The 18,104-nt window shown below is 45.4% G+C and carries 18 protein-coding genes and 1 pseudogene; 15 read left to right on the forward strand and 4 right to left on the reverse strand.

What is annotated here, in order from left to right:
• Positions 1-69: 69 nt before the first annotated feature.
• Together ACHBID_RS08390 and ACHBID_RS08395 are read right to left on the reverse strand one after the other, a co-directional pair.
• Entirely contained in the window at positions 70-219 is a 150-nt protein-coding gene (locus ACHBID_RS08390; protein WP_161498038.1) for a hypothetical protein, read from the reverse strand.
• A 40-nt stretch (positions 220-259) separates the two neighbouring features.
• Complete coding sequence (locus ACHBID_RS08395; protein ID WP_394732099.1) at positions 260-2,662, reverse strand: bifunctional 2',3'-cyclic-nucleotide 2'-phosphodiesterase/3'-nucleotidase; 2,403 nt, start codon at positions 2,660-2,662, stop codon at positions 260-262.
• 257 nt (positions 2,663-2,919) lie between these two features.
• On the opposite strand from ACHBID_RS08395, the gene ACHBID_RS08400 reads away from it, so the two are divergent.
• The 4 genes from ACHBID_RS08400 (at position 2,920) to ACHBID_RS08415 (ending at position 6,296) form a co-directional block, all read left to right on the forward strand.
• Positions 2,920-5,121, forward strand: a complete 2,202-nt coding sequence (locus tag ACHBID_RS08400) for a RelA/SpoT family protein (RefSeq protein ID WP_394732098.1) — start codon at positions 2,920-2,922, stop codon at positions 5,119-5,121.
• Positions 5,122-5,565 carry a D-aminoacyl-tRNA deacylase gene (gene dtd, locus ACHBID_RS08405; protein ID WP_105111036.1) on the forward strand — a complete coding sequence of 148 codons (444 nt, stop codon included), beginning with the start codon at positions 5,122-5,124 and terminating at the stop codon, positions 5,563-5,565.
• 62 nt (positions 5,566-5,627) lie between these two features.
• Positions 5,628-5,813 carry a hypothetical protein gene (locus ACHBID_RS08410; RefSeq protein ID WP_161943045.1) on the forward strand — a complete coding sequence of 62 codons (186 nt, stop codon included), beginning with the start codon at positions 5,628-5,630 and terminating at the stop codon, positions 5,811-5,813.
• 207 nt (positions 5,814-6,020) lie between these two features.
• Positions 6,021-6,296, forward strand: a complete 276-nt coding sequence (locus ACHBID_RS08415; RefSeq protein ID WP_394732097.1) for a hypothetical protein — start codon at positions 6,021-6,023, stop codon at positions 6,294-6,296.
• Between the two features lie 35 nt (positions 6,297-6,331).
• Here ACHBID_RS08415 and ACHBID_RS08420 read toward each other — a convergent pair whose 3' ends face one another.
• Entirely contained in the window at positions 6,332-6,991 is a 660-nt protein-coding gene (locus ACHBID_RS08420) for a metal-dependent transcriptional regulator (protein WP_394732096.1), read from the reverse strand.
• 126 nt (positions 6,992-7,117) lie between these two features.
• Between ACHBID_RS08420 and ACHBID_RS08425 the strand changes: the two genes are divergently transcribed.
• From ACHBID_RS08425 to ACHBID_RS08460, 8 genes are all read left to right on the forward strand, one after another.
• Entirely contained in the window at positions 7,118-8,041 is a 924-nt protein-coding gene (locus tag ACHBID_RS08425) for a metal ABC transporter solute-binding protein, Zn/Mn family (RefSeq protein WP_394732095.1), read from the forward strand.
• A 14-nt stretch (positions 8,042-8,055) separates the two neighbouring features.
• Positions 8,056-8,820, forward strand: coding sequence for a metal ABC transporter ATP-binding protein (locus tag ACHBID_RS08430; RefSeq protein ID WP_208561897.1), 765 nt, complete (start codon positions 8,056-8,058; stop codon positions 8,818-8,820).
• Positions 8,813-9,673, forward strand: coding sequence for a metal ABC transporter permease (locus tag ACHBID_RS08435; RefSeq protein WP_394732094.1), 861 nt, complete (start codon positions 8,813-8,815; stop codon positions 9,671-9,673). Before ACHBID_RS08430 ends, ACHBID_RS08435 begins: the two co-directional genes overlap by 8 nt.
• Positions 9,666-10,493 carry a metal ABC transporter permease gene (locus ACHBID_RS08440; RefSeq protein ID WP_394732093.1) on the forward strand — a complete coding sequence of 276 codons (828 nt, stop codon included), beginning with the start codon at positions 9,666-9,668 and terminating at the stop codon, positions 10,491-10,493. The genes ACHBID_RS08435 and ACHBID_RS08440 overlap by 8 nt, the downstream gene beginning before the upstream one ends.
• Before the next feature lie 69 nt (positions 10,494-10,562).
• Complete coding sequence (locus ACHBID_RS08445) at positions 10,563-12,455, forward strand: M13 family metallopeptidase (protein ID WP_394732092.1); 1,893 nt, start codon at positions 10,563-10,565, stop codon at positions 12,453-12,455.
• 162 nt (positions 12,456-12,617) lie between these two features.
• The gene (locus ACHBID_RS08450; protein WP_105160490.1) at positions 12,618-13,451 is read left to right on the forward strand and encodes a GIY-YIG nuclease family protein; all 834 of its coding nucleotides are present in this window, start codon (positions 12,618-12,620) and stop codon (positions 13,449-13,451) included.
• A gap of 8 nt (positions 13,452-13,459) precedes the next feature.
• Positions 13,460-13,768 (forward strand): hypothetical protein, encoded by a 309-nt coding sequence (locus ACHBID_RS08455; protein ID WP_105160489.1) that lies wholly within the window; start codon positions 13,460-13,462, stop codon positions 13,766-13,768.
• A gap of 24 nt (positions 13,769-13,792) precedes the next feature.
• On the forward strand, positions 13,793-13,927 hold the full coding sequence (locus tag ACHBID_RS08460; protein WP_257104953.1) for a hypothetical protein: 135 nt from the start codon (positions 13,793-13,795) through the stop codon (positions 13,925-13,927).
• Positions 13,928-13,935: 8 nt separating this feature from the next.
• Here the strand turns inward: ACHBID_RS08460 and ACHBID_RS08465 are convergent.
• A pseudogene (locus tag ACHBID_RS08465) lies at positions 13,936-14,173 on the reverse strand (transposase); the annotation flags it as partial.
• Positions 14,174-14,477: 304 nt separating this feature from the next.
• On the opposite strand from ACHBID_RS08465, the gene rpsL reads away from it, so the two are divergent.
• The 3 genes from rpsL (at position 14,478) to fusA (ending at position 17,952) form a co-directional block, all read left to right on the forward strand.
• Entirely contained in the window at positions 14,478-14,891 is a 414-nt protein-coding gene (rpsL, locus tag ACHBID_RS08470; RefSeq protein ID WP_002940030.1) for a 30S ribosomal protein S12, read from the forward strand.
• A gap of 16 nt (positions 14,892-14,907) precedes the next feature.
• Positions 14,908-15,378, forward strand: a complete 471-nt coding sequence (rpsG, locus tag ACHBID_RS08475) for a 30S ribosomal protein S7 (RefSeq protein WP_002940031.1) — start codon at positions 14,908-14,910, stop codon at positions 15,376-15,378.
• A 492-nt stretch (positions 15,379-15,870) separates the two neighbouring features.
• On the forward strand, positions 15,871-17,952 hold the full coding sequence (gene fusA, locus ACHBID_RS08480) for an elongation factor G (RefSeq protein ID WP_394732091.1): 2,082 nt from the start codon (positions 15,871-15,873) through the stop codon (positions 17,950-17,952).
• Positions 17,953-18,104 lie beyond the last annotated feature (152 nt).

Below are 18,104 nucleotides of genomic sequence, written 5' to 3' on the forward strand. Positions count from 1 at the left end.
GTACCTCGTCCCTATCTATACGACATCATAAAAAGCAAGTCCAATCGGGCTTGCTATCTTTCTAAATCCTTAGTCGTCATCTCCAAATGTATCGCGATACATTTTGTCAATTAGTGCTCTACGTTTGTACTCAGTTTGTTCCTCTGTGTGAGGGTGGAGTTTAACCAGCAACCAACCTACAACAAGGAATACCCCAACAGTAGTAATAATTTCAGCCATTATCTTTTTAACTTCCTTTTCCTTATCTAATCAATCAGGTTTAATCTTCCCTGCGTTTAGCAGCCAGTCCTGCTAATCCTGCAAGTCCGATACCAATCAAGCTGAGCACAGAAGTCGCATCGCCTGTGTTTGGCAATGTTTTCACTCCTGGAGCTGGTGTGGTCTCGACAGGCTTGTCAGCTGGCAAGGTAATTTTCTGACCAGATGAAAGGGTGATGACTTGGCCACCAGCATTTGCTTGACCAGGCTTGATTGGTTTTTGTGGTTTTGGATTAGGTGTTTGAGGAGTTGGGATGATAATGTCAATGGTTGGAGGAGTCGCAGATTCTGGTTTAGGCTCAGTGTAGAGGAAGCGGTAAACGCCCATGCCGTTGACTCCGTCACCTACAAATTCTTCAATATATTCCACATCTTCCAACTTCTCTGCAGCAATCAAATCCTTAGCAGAGTTTGATGTACGGAAACGAAGGTCTAGGCCCTTGATAGTATCCGCAAAACGCCAGTTGCTATCGGCAGAAGGGTTGATATTTTTCTCTTCTAGGATATAGTTGATGATTACTTGGCGGTTTTCCAGGTTGAGCAGGCGGTTGACCGTCGCATTTTTCACACCAGGGAAAGTACCACTAGCGCGGTAGTTATTGGTCGCCACCATGAATTCCATGTCATCCGTAACAGGCTGACCATTGTACTTGAGGTCACGGACACGGCTAGCATCTTTATTGACAAGCTTACCGCTGGTATCGTATTTGTTTGGCTGGGTAATATCGTAGGTATAGGTTACACCGTCTATAACATCGAAGTTATAGTTACGGAAGTTGATGTTGAGCAACTCCTGAGGCTCTTTGTTGTTTCGGTCCACTTGGTTGAATTGACCAGCAGACATTTCCAACCATTCTTTCAGGTCAGCACCAGTGATTTTCAGAATAGCGGTGACATTATCATAAAGATAGAGGTCGGCTACGTTTTTGATAGCAATGGAACCAGCTGGGATGTCTGTGTAGTTGTCGCCCTCAGAAATACCGCGACCACCAGCCTTGAACGGAGCTGCTGCAGAAAGGAGTGGCAACTTGCCTTCCTCTGTGCCAGCCAATTCTTTTTCCAAGTACCAGAGCTGGGCCTTGTTGACAATCTGAACAGACGGGTCATCTTTTACTAGGGAGAAGTAGCTGTGAATGCGGGCGCTGGTTTCACCAACTTTTTCATTGACATAAGTAACTGTCGCATCGTGAGCCTCTTTCGCAAGGGCAAGGATTTCTGGGTCAGCCACAGGAGACTTGGTATCAATCTTGCGGATTTGTCCCTTGCCGTCTACCACATTCCACTTGCCGTCGGTGTAGGTCACCTTGAGGTCAATGATGCCCAGGTGGTCACCGTATTTACCTGCCATGGTCACTGGAGTGCCGTTAATAGTGCCGTTCACATCATCAACACCAGCGTATTGGGCATAGAAACCAGGCTTTTCAGGGTTCATGGTTGGGAAGAGGGCATGAGAATGTCCAGTCACAACCGCATCGACACCGTCGATCCCTGCGATATGGTAGCCCACGTTTTCTTCGCCCACTTCGTAAGTATCATCACCGATACCAGAGTGGGAAAGAACCAGAACGATGTCTGCACCAGCCTGCTTGATAACGGGCACAATTTCTTTCACAGCTTGGACGGCATCGTTGACCACTACCTTGCCTTCTAGGTTTGCCTTGTCCCAATTGAGAATCTGAGGCGGCACAATACCGGTAATACCGATGTTGAGGTTGACAGGGCGACCAGTTGTGTCGGTAAAGATCTTGGTCACCAATTCGTAGGTTTTAAAGACAGGTTGGAGGGATTTTGCATCCACTACGTTGGCATTGACCACCGGAAGGCTGGTTGAAGCCAATACAGTATGAAGGAAGTCCAAGCCGTAGTTAAATTCATGGTTACCCAGTGTTGATGCGTCAAAATCAAGCTCTTCCAGAGCAGCGTACATAGGGTGTTTTTCGCCAGTCTCAACAGGGTCAACGATAGCCTTATAGGTGCCCAGTGGTGTGCCTTGGATCAGGTCTCCATTGTCGACCGTAACGGTGTTTGGATTTTCAGCGCGTGCCTCTTCGATGAGGACAGCTGTCTTGGCCAAGCCAAGGTTTTGTGACTCCTTGTCCTGGTAGTAATCGTAGTTGACCAGGTTGGTGTGGAGGTCGGTTGTAGACAGGATGCGGACATCGACCGTCTGGCCTTCTACTGGAGAGGCAACTTCTGTTGTGGTCGTTGTGATTGGTTCAGCAGCGAGGACAGGCTGACTAGTATCTCCCCCAGTTCCCTCAGTTGGTGCTGGTGCAGTTTCGTTTGTTACCGTTGGTTGAGTTGCTGGTGTTGTTACCTCTTCAGCCTGGACCAATTGTGTGCTACTAGTTGCCAAGACTGCCAAGGTCAAGGCTGTAGCCGATTTACTAAAAGGAAATTTCATAAGAAATCCTCTACTTTCTATTAAGGTGTGCAAGAAACATTATACAGGTTCAGAAGGATTTTTTCAACTGTTTTCGGAACAACGAATTAAAAAACAAGAACAAAACAACTATGTAATCGCTTAATAAACAAACATTAACTTTTAAATTAAGAAAATAATTCGTTCATTTGTAGCGGACAGTTAGGAATGTATCTGATTTCTTCCTCTTTTCCTATGAAAATGGTAAAATAATAGGAAATAGCTAGGGAGAGAAGTAAATGAAAGAAGTCAATTATACAGGAGAGGAAGTCGTTGCCCTAACAGCCACTTATTTGCCAGAAGAGGATGTTACTTTTGTCAAAAAAGCTTTGGACTATGCGACCGAGGCCCATAAAACACAGTTTCGTAAGTCCGGTGAGCCCTACATTCTCCATCCTATACAGGTGGCAGGTATCTTGGCAGGTTTAAAGCTGGATGCGGTAACGGTTGCCTGCGGTTTTTTGCATGATGTGGTGGAGGATACAGACATTACCCTGGACCAGATGGAGGCAGAATTTGGCCCTGAGGTTCGTCACATCGTCGGCGGTGTGACCAAGCTGGGCAAGGTAGAATACAAGTCCCATGAAGAGCAGTTGGCTGAAAACCACCGCAATATGCTGATTGCCATGTCTCAGGATATGCGGGTTATCCTGGTCAAACTGGCTGACCGCCTTCATAATATGCGGACCCTCAAGCATCTCCGACCAGACAAGCGGGAGCGGATTTCACGTGAAACAATGGAAATATATGCTCCTCTTGCCCACCGTCTGGGGATTTCCTCTGTCAAATGGGAGCTGGAGGATATGTCCTTCCGATACCTCAATGAAGTGGAGTTCTATAAGATTACTCATATGATGCGAGAGAAACGTCGGGAGAGGGAGGCTCTGGTCACAGAAGTAGTGGACAAGCTGCGTGAGTACACGGAGGAGCGCCACCTTCACGGGCAGATTTATGGCCGGCCAAAGCATATTTACTCTATTTACCGCAAGATGCACGACAAGAAAAAGCGGTTTGACGAGCTCTACGACTTGACGGCCATTCGCTGCATTATGGACACACCGAGCGATGTTTATGCCATGCTGGGCTACATTCATGAACTCTGGAAACCAATGCCAGGTCGGTTCAAGGACTACATTGCCAGTCCAAAAGCCAATGGCTACCAGTCCATCCACACCACAGTTTACGGACCAAAAGGCCCTATCGAGTTTCAGATTCGGACAGTGGAAATGCACCAGGTTGCAGAGTACGGGGTTGCGGCTCACTGGGCCTACAAGCGTGGTGGCAAGGCAACTGCTTCTGAAAAAGAGCTGCGTTGGATCAACAACCTGATTGAACTTCAAGAAGGGGCAGGAGATGCCCAATCCTTCGTTGATTCGGTCAAAGAGGACATTTTCACCGAGCGTATTTACGTTTTCACGCCAGATGGTGCTGTGCGTGAGTTGCCAAAGGATTCTGTACCGATTGACTTCGCCTATGAGATTCATACCAAGGTCGGTGAGCGAGCAACAGGTGCCAAGGTCAACGGCCGCATGGTGCCTCTGACGACCAAGCTTAAGACAGGCGACCAGGTGGAAATCATCACCTCTGCCAACTCTTTCGGCCCAAGTCGTGACTGGGTCAACATCGTCAAGACCCACAAGGCTCGTAACCGGATCAAGCAGTTCTTCAAAAACCAAGACAAGGAACTATCTGTTTCCAAGGGTCGAGAGATGATTCAGGCCTTGCTGTTGGAAAATGGCTACGCTCCAAATCAGTATTTGGACAGAAAGCACATGGATGCCGTTTTGCAGAAGGCCAGCTACAAGACGGATGAGGCCCTCTTTGCCGCAGTTGGTTTCGGTGAGGTTTCGGCTATCTCTGTTTTTAATCGCCTGACAGAGAAAGAACGTCGAGAAGCCGAGCGGGCTAAGGCCAAGGCTGTCGCGGACGAATTGGTCAACGGTGGCGAAGTCAAACACGACAACAAAGATAGTCTGAAAATCCGTCATGAAGGTGGTGTGGTCATTGAAGGGGCGTCAGGCTTGCTGATCCGGATTGCCAAATGTTGTAATCCAGTACCTGGCGATGAGATTGTCGGCTACATTACCAAGGGACGTGGGGTTGCGGTTCACCGTGTGGACTGTATGAACCTCAAGAGCCAGGAAAACTATGATGTCCGCCTAATTGATGTCGGTTGGGAGGATGAAAACTCTACCAAGGAATACATGGCAAACATTGATATCTACGGTCTCAACCGCTCAGGACTGCTCAATGATGTTCTCAAGGTTTTGACCAATGCCAGCAAGAATATTTCGTCAGTCAATGCCCAGCCAACCAAGGATATGAAGTTTGCGACTATCCATGTTTCCTTTGGTATTTCCAACCTGGCAACCTTGACCAGTCTGGTGGATAAGATCAAGTCGGTGCCAGAAGTTTATTCAGTGAAAAGGACCAATGGATAGATGAAAGTGATTATACAGCGCGTGACGCAGGCCAGTGTGACCATCGAGGGAACGGTTCATGGCCAGATTGACCAGGGACTTTTGCTCCTGGTCGGTGTCGGTCCAGATGATAACTCAGAGGATATGGACTATGCGGTCAGAAAAATTGTTAATATGCGGATATTTTCCGATGAGAATGGCAAGATGAACAAGTCTGTCCAAGATGTGGCAGGCAAGATCCTATCCATCTCCCAATTCACCCTCTTTGCGGATACTAAAAAAGGCAATCGCCCGGCCTTTACGGGTGCGGCAGCACCCGACATGGCCAAACAATTCTATGAAGATTTTAATCAAGCTTTGTCATCCTTTGTGCCGGTGGAAGTGGGTATTTTCGGGGCGGACATGGCGGTCAGTCTAGTCAATGATGGTCCGGTGACCATTGTGTTGGATACCAAAAATCGCTAGACCTCTATACTTTTTGTGTCTATTTTGATATACTAAAAGAGAATTAGATGTGGAGGTGTGCCATGAAAAACTTACTGACCAATCATTTTTTCTACCTAACAGTGGCTTTCACCTTGATTTTGGTGATTTACTTTAGTGAAATCGATAAGCGATGGATAATCTTAGCGAGTTTTCTCTATTTTATCCCATCGCAGATTTTATACCGTCGCCGCCTCAAAGAGCGACTCCAAGAAGACCAGCCCGAGTAGGCTGGTTTTTTCGACAGTGTTGGTTTAGTCATTTGAATTAGCTTTGATGCATCGTCACTTTCGACTTGCCGTACTCTAGTACAGCCTGCGCCTCAGTTCCTTGTCTGAAAGCCCTTCATTCGACTATTATTTTAAAACAATGTGCTATAATAATCTTGTCACAAAGTGCTAGTGTATGTTTTGAAGATAGGATGAGGGAGCAGAAATATGAGAAAATTTTTTCAAGACCTTAATCAAGAGTATCTGGAAACCAGAAGTTCAGTTGGAGAAGATTGGCTGGAGTGGATTATCCAGAGAAAGATGACCTGGGGCATGCGGTGGGGCTTGGTAGGGATTCTCATGTTTGTCTTGCAGCCTTTAACCTATAACCCTCACTTTCTATTGGGCTGTTTTTATATAGGTTTCCTACTTGGGTTAGTGTATGTATGTGGGCAACTGTTTTTGGCAGCCAAATCTATTTTCCGTAATTTGAAAAAGAGGTAACTATTTATTTTAGAAGAAAAAATCGCTCAGCTTGTTTAGGCTGGGCGATTGGTTTTTTCTACGAATAATTCTTGGGCGATGGTTACAGGTATGGCCAGTTCTTTGTCCTTGTACTGGATGGTGATGGTCTGGGCAAAGTGGTCAAAATCCGTCACAAGTAGTTGATCACCGACAGTTAACTCATGTTGTTCCAGGTATTGGAGAAGCTGGTAGAAATCATGGATACGAACCAGTTGGTAGGAGCCAGTTTCTGTCAGTTGGGACAGCCGGGTCTGGTAGCGTTCTACAAGCAACTGGTTTTCTTTAGGAATACTGCCGCCGTGTGGACAGGTTTGGGGATAGCCCAGCAGTTTGTCCAGTTGGTTGATAAAATGGTCTGAAACGGTGTGCTCCAAAATTTCAGCTTCTTCATGGACTTGCTCAGGGGAATAGCCCAGCTGCTCGACCAAAAAGACTTCTATCAGGCGGTGCTTACGGTAGAGGTTGGCCACCATTTCCAAGGCGACTTGGCTGAGGAGGTAACCGCTTGTCTTGTCCTTTTCAATCAAGTCTTCTGCTAGCATCTTTTTAATCATTTCGGAAACGGCTGGGGCGGAAAAATTCATCTTTTCAGCAATCTGCTTATTGGTGATTTTTTGTTCTGTCTGCCCTAGTTCGTAAATGACTTTCAGGTAATCTTCTTTGTTTGGTGTCATATTCTCTCACTTTCTAGTAAGAATAGTATACCAAAATTTTATAAAAATCATTGACAGAAAGAATTTTTTAATATATATTAAAGCTAAAGTTAAGCATACCTAACAAAATACAAAGGAGAACCTATCATGAAAAAACTATTTCTCAGTTTGGCTCTGCTATTGTCCCTTATCGGACTAGGAGCCTGTCGTTCAACGCAAAGCCCAGAGGCTTCCAGCAAGCCGCGAGTAGCGGTCACGACCTCTTTCCTCAATGACATGGTCTACCAGCTGGCAGGAGATGAGGTGGAGCGGGATCTACTAATTCCAGCGGGGGAAGACCCGCATCTCTATGTTGCCAAGACCAGCGACCTGTCTAAACTGCAGAAAGCAGATCTTGTTCTCTACCACGGTTTGCACTTTGAAGGTAAAATGGTTGAAGCTTTGGAGAAGACCGGAGTAGCTGTTTCTAAAAACTTTAATGCAAAAGACTTGAATACGATGGATGAGGATGGAGAAGAGATTGTCGATCCGCACTTCTGGTTTTCAATTCCCCTCTATAAATCAGCGGTAGCGGTAGCTTCTGAGGAGTTGCAAAAACTTCTTCCGGAAAAAGCAGAGCTGATTCAGAAAAATACGGAAAATTATCTAGCTCAGTTGGGTGACTTGCATACTTGGATTGAAAAAGAGTTGAGTGTTCTGCCTGCTGAGAGCCGTTACCTAGTCACCCCTCATGATGCCTTTAACTACTTCGCAGCCAGCTATGACTTTACTCTCTATGCACCGCAGGGCATTAGCACCGAGTCTGAAGTTGCCAACAGCGATATGATTGAAACGGTCAATATGATTTTAGAACATGGTATCAAGGCTATCTTCACCGAGTCAACAACCAGTCCAGAACGCATGGAAAAATTGCAGGAAGCTGTCAAGGCCAAGGGTGGTCAGGTAGCGATTGTAAGCGGTGAAGGCAAGGAGCTATTCTCAGATTCCCTAGCGCCAGAAGGGGAAGAGGGAGCGACATTTATCGATATGTACAAGCACAATGTCCAGTTAATTGTGGAGCATTTGCAGTAAGAAAGGTTGGAAGAATGGAAGAAATACTGAGAGTTGAAGACTTGTCCTTGCACTATGGTGCAGGACAGGTCAAGGCTCTAGATCGGGTCAGTTTTCAGCTACCCAAGGGTTGTCGTGCAGCCCTGGTCGGACCAAATGGTGCAGGGAAATCGAGCTTGTTTAAGGCGATTTTGGGTTTGGAGAAGGGGGTAAGTGGCAAGGTTTCGCTACTGGGTCAGTCAGAGAAACTGGATCAAGTTATTCAAAAAAATGTTGCCTATATTCCCCAAGCCAGCCAGGTCAACTGGCAGTTTCCTGCAAGGGTTCTGGATATTGTCCTGATGGGGCGGTTTGCCCATACCAGTGGTTTCTTCCGTCGACCAAGTTCCTTAGATAAGGAAAAGGCAGAGCAGGCTCTGGAAGAGATGAAAATCAGTGATTTACGCAATCGGCAGATTGATCAGCTATCTGGTGGTCAGCGGCAACGAGTCTTTCTAGCTAGGGCCTTGGCCCAGGAAGCTGAACTCTACATGATGGATGAGCCCTTGGCAGGAATTGATCAGGTGACAGAGCAAGTCATCATGGACTGTTTGAAGAAGTTCCAGCAAGAAGGCAAGACCTCCCTGGTCATCCACCATGACCTTTTGACCTTGGAAAAGTATTTTGATTATGTCCTCTGGCTCAATGGTCGCTTGGTGGCAGAGGGGGCTATGGAGCAGGTGGATTTGCTGCAAGCCTATCAAGCTGCCTTTGGTCAGGAACCTGCCTTATTTATAAAGGAGGGGCTTGGTCATGTTTGATCTGTTGCAGGACTATTCTTTTTGGACGGTAGCTCTGGGAACCCTTGTTTTAGCCTTGGCGGCTAGTCAAATCGGTACCATTAGCGTCTTGACCAGGCAGAGTTTAATCGGGGATAGTTTGGGGCATGCGGCCTATCCAGGAATCATCCTGTCCTATATGGTCTTTCAGTCACGCCAGCCCCTGCTTCTTTTGATTGGAGCGGTGGCTTCGGGTTACCTGTCCTATGGTCTGGTCAGCTGGCTCTGTCGAGGAGGGCGGACCAGTCGGGTCAATGCCTTGGCACTGGTTTCAGCGGCTTTTTTTGGACTGGGCTTGGTTCTCAAGCAGTATGTTCAGGGCAATGAGGTCTTTCAGGGAGCCGCCCAGGCAGGCTTGGAAAACTATGTCTTTGGTCAGGCTGCCTTTATGCAGCTGGATGATGTCGTACTCATTTGCTTGGTAGCCTTGCTAGCCTTGTTCCTATTTGGCTGGCACTACCAGTCGTTCAAGCTCTATCTGTTTGACAGACAATTTGCCAAGCTAGTGGGGATTCCTGTGGAAAAGATTGACCGTATGACCCTGTTTCTGATGATGAGTTTGATTGCGGTTGGCTTGAAGGTGGTTGGGGCTATCCTGATGAGTAGTTTCTTGATAGCACCGGCTGTCTTTGGCTTGCTTCTAGGAAAGTCCTATGGCCAGACCTTGGCATTAGCAGCAGGAATTGCTGGATTTTCAGCCCTATTTGGAAGTTATGTGAGTTCAGTGGTGACAGGGTTATCGACTGGACCGGCTATTATTGTTTGCTTGAGTTTGTCCTCTTTAGTGGCTTTTGCTTATGTGACCTATATCAGAAAGGAGAATGCAGGTGCTTGAGGTCTTATTGATTTTACTGTCTGTTGGTTCTTCTTGTGGCTTGATTGGGTCTGTCCTGGTGGTGCGCAATCAGGCCATGCTGGCAGATGCCTTGTCCCACTCGGTTCTGTTGGGGATAGTACTGGGCTTCTTTGTCAGTCACAACCTTGATTCCCCCCTGCTCTTGTTTGGGGCGGCGTTTTTTGGTCTACTGACAGTTCTAGCTATTGAGGGGCTACACACTCGCAAGTTGGCTCAGGATGCGGCGACGGGCTTGCTCTTTACCTTTTTCTTTGCCCTAGCGGTTATTCTCATCTCCCTCTTTGCCCGCAATGTCCATCTGGACTTGGATATGGTCCTGATGGGCGAGGTGCTCTTTGCCCCTCTTAACAGGCTGGACCTATTTGGCCTGTCGCTACCCTTGGCCTTGGTCAAGTCCGTCGGGCTCTTGCTAGTCTTACTGGTCTTCTTTTTCTTGAACTTTCAAGCTCTGACCCTCTATCTCTTGGACAAGGAGCAGGCTAAACTCCAAGGGATTGCCACCAAAAGACTGGAGCTAGGGTTGATTTTTCTGGTTTCCTTGACAACGGTCTTGTCCTTTGAAGCGGTCGGCTCTATGGCGGTCATTGTTTTCTTACTAGCACCCAGTATGGCGGCCTTACCTTGGTCGAAGCATTTCTGTCAGTTTTTAGTTTTGGGGCAATGCTGCGCCATTCTGATGATTTGTCTAGGCTTTGGGCTTGCCAGCTGGCTTGATCTGACCATGTCTGGAACTTGTTCGGTCATGGGTCTTCTGACAGTCTGCGTCAGCTTTATCCTAAAAAATACCCTAAAAACCTAGTTTGGCAAATGAAATTGTCAGACTTTTTTGTTATTATAGTAAGTAATCACACAAGCAAAGGAGAAATTAATGACACGTTTACAAGATGATTTTTACGAATACGTCAATGGTGAATGGGCTAAGACGGCAGTCATTCCAGATGATAAGCCAAGAACTGGAGGTTTTTCAGACCTGGCGGATGATATTGAAAAACTTATGATTGACACGACAAACGCTTGGTTGGCGGGAGAAAATGTCCCAGAAGATAGCGTTTTGCAAAACTTTGTAGCCTTCCACAAGCAAGTGGCTGACTATGAAACCCGTGACCGTTTGGGCGCAGAACCAGCACAAGCCTTGATTGCTGAGTACAAGGCTCTCAACTCTTTCGAAGAATTCACCAGCAAGCTGGCAGAATATGAGTTAGCAGGCAAGCCAAACCTGATGCCTTTCGGTGTGGCACCTGACTTTATGGACGCGACTACCAATGTCCTCTGGGCAGATTCTCTAGGCATTATCCTGCCAGATACGACCTACTATGAGGAAGGGCATGAAAAAGGAGCAGAGTTGCTCAAGACTTGGCGTGAGAGCCAAGAGGCACTCCTGCCTAAGTTTGGTTTCAGTGATGAGGAAATCAAGGATCTTTTGGACAAGCGTTTGGAATTGGATGCTAAGATTGCCGAGTATGTTCTTTCAAATGAAGAAGGTTCTGAGTATGCAAAACTCTATCACCCGTATGAGTGGACAGAGTTTACTGCCTTGGCACCAGAGTTGCCTTTGGATGATTTCTTCACAGCGATTTTAGGTCAAACGCCAGACAAGATTATCGTGCCTGAGGAACGTTTCTGGCAGGCTGCCAAGGACATTTACAGTGCGGATAATTGGGAGCTTTTGAAGGCGACCTTGATTTTGAAAGCGGCTGGCGCCTATACAGCCTTCCTGTCAGATGAGATTCGTATCCTAGCTGGCGCTTATAGCCGTGCTCTTTCTGGCACACCGCAGGCTCAAAACCAAGAAAAGGCGGCCTACAACCTGGCTCAAGGCTATTTCAATCAAGCCCTCGGTCTTTGGTATGCTGGAGAGAAATTCTCACCAGAAGCCAAGGCGGATGTGGAAGCAAAGGTTGCCAAGATGATTGAGGTCTACAAATCTCGTTTGGAAACGGCAGACTGGTTGGCTCAGGAAACCCGTGACAAGGCCATTGTCAAACTCAATGTCATCAAGCCTTACATAGGCTATCCAGAAGCCTTGCCAGAGCGTTATTATAAGAAGATTGTTGACCCAAGCAAGTCCTTGGTGGAAAATGCCATCGAACTAAACAAGATTGACATTGCTCATGGTTGGAGCAAGTGGAACAAGCCTGTGGACATTAAGGAATGGGGCATGCCAGCTCACATGGTCAACGCCTACTACAATCCACAGAAGAACTTGATTGTCTTTCCAGCAGCCATTTTGCAGGCTCCGTTTTACTCTTTGGAACAATCTTCATCAGCTAACTACGGCGGTATCGGTGCGGTTATTGCTCACGAGATTTCCCATGCCTTTGACTCAAACGGTGCTTCCTTCGATGAGCATGGTAGCCTTAATAACTGGTGGACAGAGGAAGACTATGCTGCCTTTGAAGCACGTACTCAGCAGGTCATCGACCAGTTTGAAGGTCAGGATTCTTACGGTGCCAAAATCAATGGTAAATTGACCGTGTCAGAAAATATTGCCGACCTTGGTGGGATTGCAGCAGCCTTAGAAGCAGCGAAGTCGGAGGACGACTTCTCCGCAGAAGAGTTTTTCACCAACTTTGCTCGCATCTGGCGGATGAAGGCCCGTCCTGAGTTCATGCAGATGTTGGCTAGTGTGGATGTCCACGCACCAGGTCACCTACGCACCAACATCCAGTTGCCAAACTTCGATGAATTCCATGAAACGTTTGGCGTTCAAGAAGGCGACGGCATGTGGCGTGCAAAAGAAGACCGCGTGATTATTTGGTAAAATAAAGAAATACCTAGTGTTGACGTGCACTAGGTATTTTTGTCATTCAGCAAAGATAGCTCATGTAAATTTGTCACTAAGAAAAGCTTTGACTTGATATACTACGTATACCAAGTATTGACTTACCAGTCAATACTTAACCCAGAGGTAAAGGAGAAAATGATGAATACTTTAACCTTAAAAGATTTATTTCATTTTTCTGATGAAGACTTACCCAAAGTAAAGTTGCGTTTCCATGTCTGGGAAGGTAGTGTGGATTATACTAAATCCTACTATCTAGCGGACAAGGAACAAGTAAATAATTGGAATGTTTTTTACAATCCAGAAGGAAAAAACTATTTTCGTGTTGGAGAGATTGTGGTCAACTTTATTAAAGTCGGTCACAATAAATGGTTATTAACAACGGTGAAGGAAATAACAGACCAGCTATCTGTCACCTCTGGAAAGTCTTATGAAGGAAAGGTGCGGGAGGAGTTTGCTGCTTACTTCGATCGCCTGATTATTGATTTTAAAGTTGGGATTTCGACGGTACGCTATTTTGAGCGGTCTGCAAAGGACATCGTTATTCGAGAACTGCTTCCTACACCTTGGACAGGGGATGACTTTCCTGGTTATGATAATATCCGTCTATCTTATTACCAACTGGAGAGTATTTTCCGACTGCAAAAGCAGGATTGGTTAACAGCCCTTGGCAATCAAAAGGCCGTCTATTTATTGACAGATAGACAAACGGGCAAGAATTATGTTGGTTCTGCGACCAGTGATAGCGGCATGCTTTTGTCGCGCTGGCAATCCTATGTCAACAATGGTCACGGTGGAAATAAGGAACTCCGTCAGCTTGTCAAGGAGCAGGGATTTGACTATATCAAGGCCAATTTTCAATATAGCCTTCTGGAAAATTATAATGGAAAAGTAGATGACCATCACATCTTAGAGCGGGAGTCGTGGTGGAAAGAAACCTTGCGGTCAAGAGATTTTGGTTACAATGCCAACTAGGGGGCGAAATGAAGGTAAATAGAGTCATTTTTACACCACGTGTCTCATTTTCAGCTCAAGGGACCTTAAAATTTGTATTGAAAAGATGGCGTCCTGAGGGATTTTTTGTCAGAGAGTTAGGGAAAGGAAATGGTAACTGGACGATTTATCGCCCAGGAAAAATAGAGGTGGAGATAGACGATGATGGAGAGGTAATCTGCCTAGATGTTACACAACGAGTAAAAGAGTTGTATGGCCGAAAGCGTCTGACGGAGAAATTTGCTAAAGATATTGAATCTGACTTGCGAACAGGGAAATTATCTTTAGATGATTTGTAAATGAAACGAAGGGAGGTGTGTGCTATGCAAGAATGGATTGTAGTTGACCAATTTGGAAACCTTTATGCTGGACCATTTTTAGGACCAGAAGGAAAAAGATATGCGGAAGAATACGTTAAAAGTTTATATGGAAATTATCGTGTAGAACTCAAAAAATAATTTAATCTTAGCTCTTGCTGGGTATGGGCCTTTGGATGTGGTGTTAGAGGTCGATGGGATCGATTTTTCAGCGATTCTTTGGTTCCATCAAAACGCTTATTCCAGCGCATAAGAGAGGCTTTTGAAACTTTTGTATCGTCGACAGATGAAGGCGACAGAGGCACTATTTTGGTAGGTTTTAACAGCGTGGTAACGTGTTTCTAGAGTATGTGGTAAATAGCGAAGATTTTGTGATATACTAGTAATGAGAAGATTCCTTTTTGGTGAGTGGTGGTACTCTTATCATATCAGGGAATCTTCTTTTTGACTTCTAGAAGTCTCACATCTAGTCTCACATCTATTGTAACGCTACATTTGGACAAGAAAAAATAAAGCATATCTATTTGACACGGCTTCTCATCTATGGTATTATATTAGACGGTACTTTTTACTTTTGGTCTCTCAAGAGTGTACAGGGACGTGCTGACAAATGTTGCAAAAGTACACACGGATAGGGGTTGTCACCAATGCTCTATCACCAAAAATAAAAAATATATACAGGAGAATGTAGATGCCTACAATTAACCAGTTGGTACGTAAACCACGTAAGTCTAAAGTAGAAAAATCTAAATCACCAGCTTTGAACGTTGGTTACAACAGCCGTAAAAAAGTTCAAACAAATGTTTCATCACCACAAAAACGCGGTGTTGCAACTCGTGTCGGAACAATGACACCTAAAAAACCTAACTCAGCCCTTCGTAAATTCGCTCGTGTACGTTTGAGCAACCTTATCGAAGTTACTGCTTACATCCCAGGTATCGGTCACAACTTGCAAGAGCACAGCGTTGTTCTTCTTCGTGGTGGACGTGTAAAGGACCTTCCAGGGGTACGTTACCATATCGTTCGTGGTGCGCTTGATACTGCAGGTGTAAACGATCGTAAGCAAGGCCGTTCTAAATACGGTACTAAACGTCCAAAAGGCTAAGAAAGGGGAAATATAAATGAGTCGTAAAAATCAAGCGCCTAAGCGCGAAGTATTGCCAGATCCATTGTATAACTCAAAATTGGTCACTCGTTTGATCAACCGTGTTATGTTGGACGGTAAACGTGGTACTGCTGCATCAATCGTTTACGGTGCTTTTGACCAAATCAAAGAAGCAACTGGTAACGATGCACTTGAAGTATTTGAAACAGCAATGGAAAACATCATGCCTGTACTTGAAGTACGTGCACGTCGTGTTGGTGGTTCTAACTACCAAGTTCCAGTTGAAGTTCGTCCAGAGCGTCGTACAACACTTGGTCTTCGTTGGTTGGTAACAATCGCTCGTAACCGTGGTGAGCACACTATGATCGATCGCCTTGCGAAAGAAATCATGGATGCAGCAAACAACACAGGTGCAGCTGTTAAGAAACGTGAAGACACCCACAAAATGGCAGAAGCAAACCGCGCATTCGCACACTTCCGCTGGTAAGATAGGATATTTTAGCGTTAAACAAATTCTAGACAAAATAGGAAAATTGACGCAGAAACTTCAGTTTCTAGGAGATTTTATCTTTTTGGCAGACATTTGTAGCTAAAATTCAACTAAGATTAAGATACGAGGGCGTCAAGCAACTCCTAGACAAAATAGGGAAGCGAAGCAGATTGCTGCGCAATCAATGAGGTTCTCACCTAAAGGTAGCCCCATTTGTAATTGGCTAAAGCCAAAACAACTGCGTCTCTTTTTGTCAGTGAGTTGTAGCCCGAGTTCAATTAAGATGTGAGGGCGTTAAGTCAGTTCTATATAAATCGATTGAGATTATAGTACAAACTTCTCGTTCCAACATCACAAATCGGATTGAGGCTTGCCTCAACCACTTCACACCATTAGTAAGAAATCAAGCGGGTGGGACTTGCCCACTCGCTTTTCTTAAAATATGGTATAATCAGAATAGAAATCTAAAAATATAGGAGAACAAACCTCATGGCACGCGAATTTTCATTAGAAAAAACTCGTAATATCGGTATCATGGCGCACGTTGACGCGGGTAAAACAACGACAACTGAGCGTATTCTTTACTACACTGGTAAAATCCACAAAATCGGTGAAACTCACGAAGGTGCATCACAAATGGACTGGATGGAGCAAGAGCAAGAGCGTGGTATCACAATCACATCTGCTGCGACAACAGCTCAATGGAACAACCACCGTGTAAACATCATCGACACACCAGGACACGTGGACTTCACAATCGAAGTACAACGTTCACTTCGCGTTCTTGATGGTGCGGTAACCGTTCTTGACTCACAATCAGGTGTTGAACCACAAACTGAAACAGTTTGGCGTCAAGCAACTGAATACGGTGTTCCACGTATCGTATTTGCCAACAAAATGGATAAAATCGGTGCTGACTTCCTTTACTCAGTAAGCACACTTCATGAGCGTCTTCAAGCAAATGCTCACCCAATTCAATTGCCAATCGGTTCAGAAGATGACTTCCGTGGTATCATCGACTTGATCAAGATGAAAGCTGAAATCTATACTAACGACCTTGGTACAGATATTCTTGAAGAAGATATCCCAGCTGAATACCTTGAGCAAGCTCAAGAATACCGTGAAAAATTGGTTGAAGCAGTTGCTGAAACTGATGAAGAATTGATGATGAAATACCTTGAAGGTGAAGAAATCACAAACGAAGAATTGAAAGCTGGTATCCGTAAAGCGACTATCAACGTTGAATTCTTCCCAGTATTGTGTGGTTCTGCCTTCAAGAACAAAGGTGTTCAATTGATGCTTGACGCGGTTATTGACTACCTTCCAAGCCCACTTGACATCCCTGCAATCAAGGGTGTAAACCCAGATACTGATGGTGAAGAAGAGCGCCATGCTTCTGATGAAGAGCCATTTGCGGCCCTTGCTTTCAAGATTATGACTGACCCATTCGTAGGTCGTTTGACATTCTTCCGTGTGTACTCAGGTGTCTTGAACTCAGGTTCTTACGTATTGAACACTTCTAAAGGTAAACGTGAGCGTATCGGACGTATCCTTCAAATGCACGCAAACAGCCGTCAAGAAATCGACGTAGTTTACTCAGGTGATATTGCCGCTGCAGTTGGTTTGAAAGATACTACAACAGGTGACTCATTGACAGATGAAAAGGCAAAAATCATCCTTGAGTCTATCCACGTTCCAGAACCAGTTATCCAATTGATGGTTGAGCCTAAGTCTAAAGCTGACCAAGACAAGATGGGTATCGCACTTTCTAAATTGGCTGAAGAAGATCCAACCTTCCGCGTTGAAACAAACGTTGAAACTGGTGAAACAGTTATCTCTGGTATGGGTGAGCTCCACCTTGACGTCCTTGTTGACCGTATGCGTCGTGAATTCAAGGTTGAAGCAAACGTAGGTGCTCCTCAAGTATCTTACCGTGAAACATTCCGTGCTTCTACTCAAGCTCGTGGTTTCTTCAAACGCCAGTCTGGTGGTAAAGGTCAATTCGGTGACGTTTGGATCGAATTCACACCAAATGAAGAAGGTAAAGGTTTCGAGTTCGAGAACGCTATCGTCGGTGGTGTGGTTCCACGTGAATTCATCCCAGCGGTTGAAAAAGGTCTCGTAGAATCTATGGCTAATGGTGTTCTTGCTGGTTACCCAATCGTTGACGTTAAAGCGAAGCTTTACGATGGTTCATACCACGATGTCGACTCATCTGAAACAGCCTTCAAAGTGGCAGCATCTCTTGCCCTTAAAGAAGCAGCGAAATCAGCTCAACCAACTATCCTTGAGCCAATGATGCTCGTAACCATCACTGCACCAGAAGATAACCTCGGTGACGTTATGGGTCACGTTACTGCACGTCGTGGTCGCGTTGACGGTATGGAAGCTCGTGGTAACACACAAATCGTTCGTGCTTATGTGCCACTTGCTGAAATGTTCGGTTACGCAACTGTTCTTCGTTCAGCAACACAAGGTCGCGGTACCTTCATGATGGTATTTGACCACTACGAAGATGTACCAAAATCTGTACAAGACGAAATTATCAAGAAAAACGGTGGCAATGCATAATTGCTAACCAGGACGCCTTCAGGCGTCTTTTTTGTCTATGTCAATTGTAGTGGGCTGATGAACAGCTACATTCACGAGAGGACCTCTTGGTCTTCTTTTTTGCTTAAAACCCAATTTTCCTTATTGACAATTGACTCTTTAGCTGATAGAAT

Source organism: Streptococcus sp. A25, from assembly GCF_043674095.1.
Classification (GTDB): Bacteria; Bacillota; Bacilli; order Lactobacillales; family Streptococcaceae; genus Streptococcus; species Streptococcus suis_V.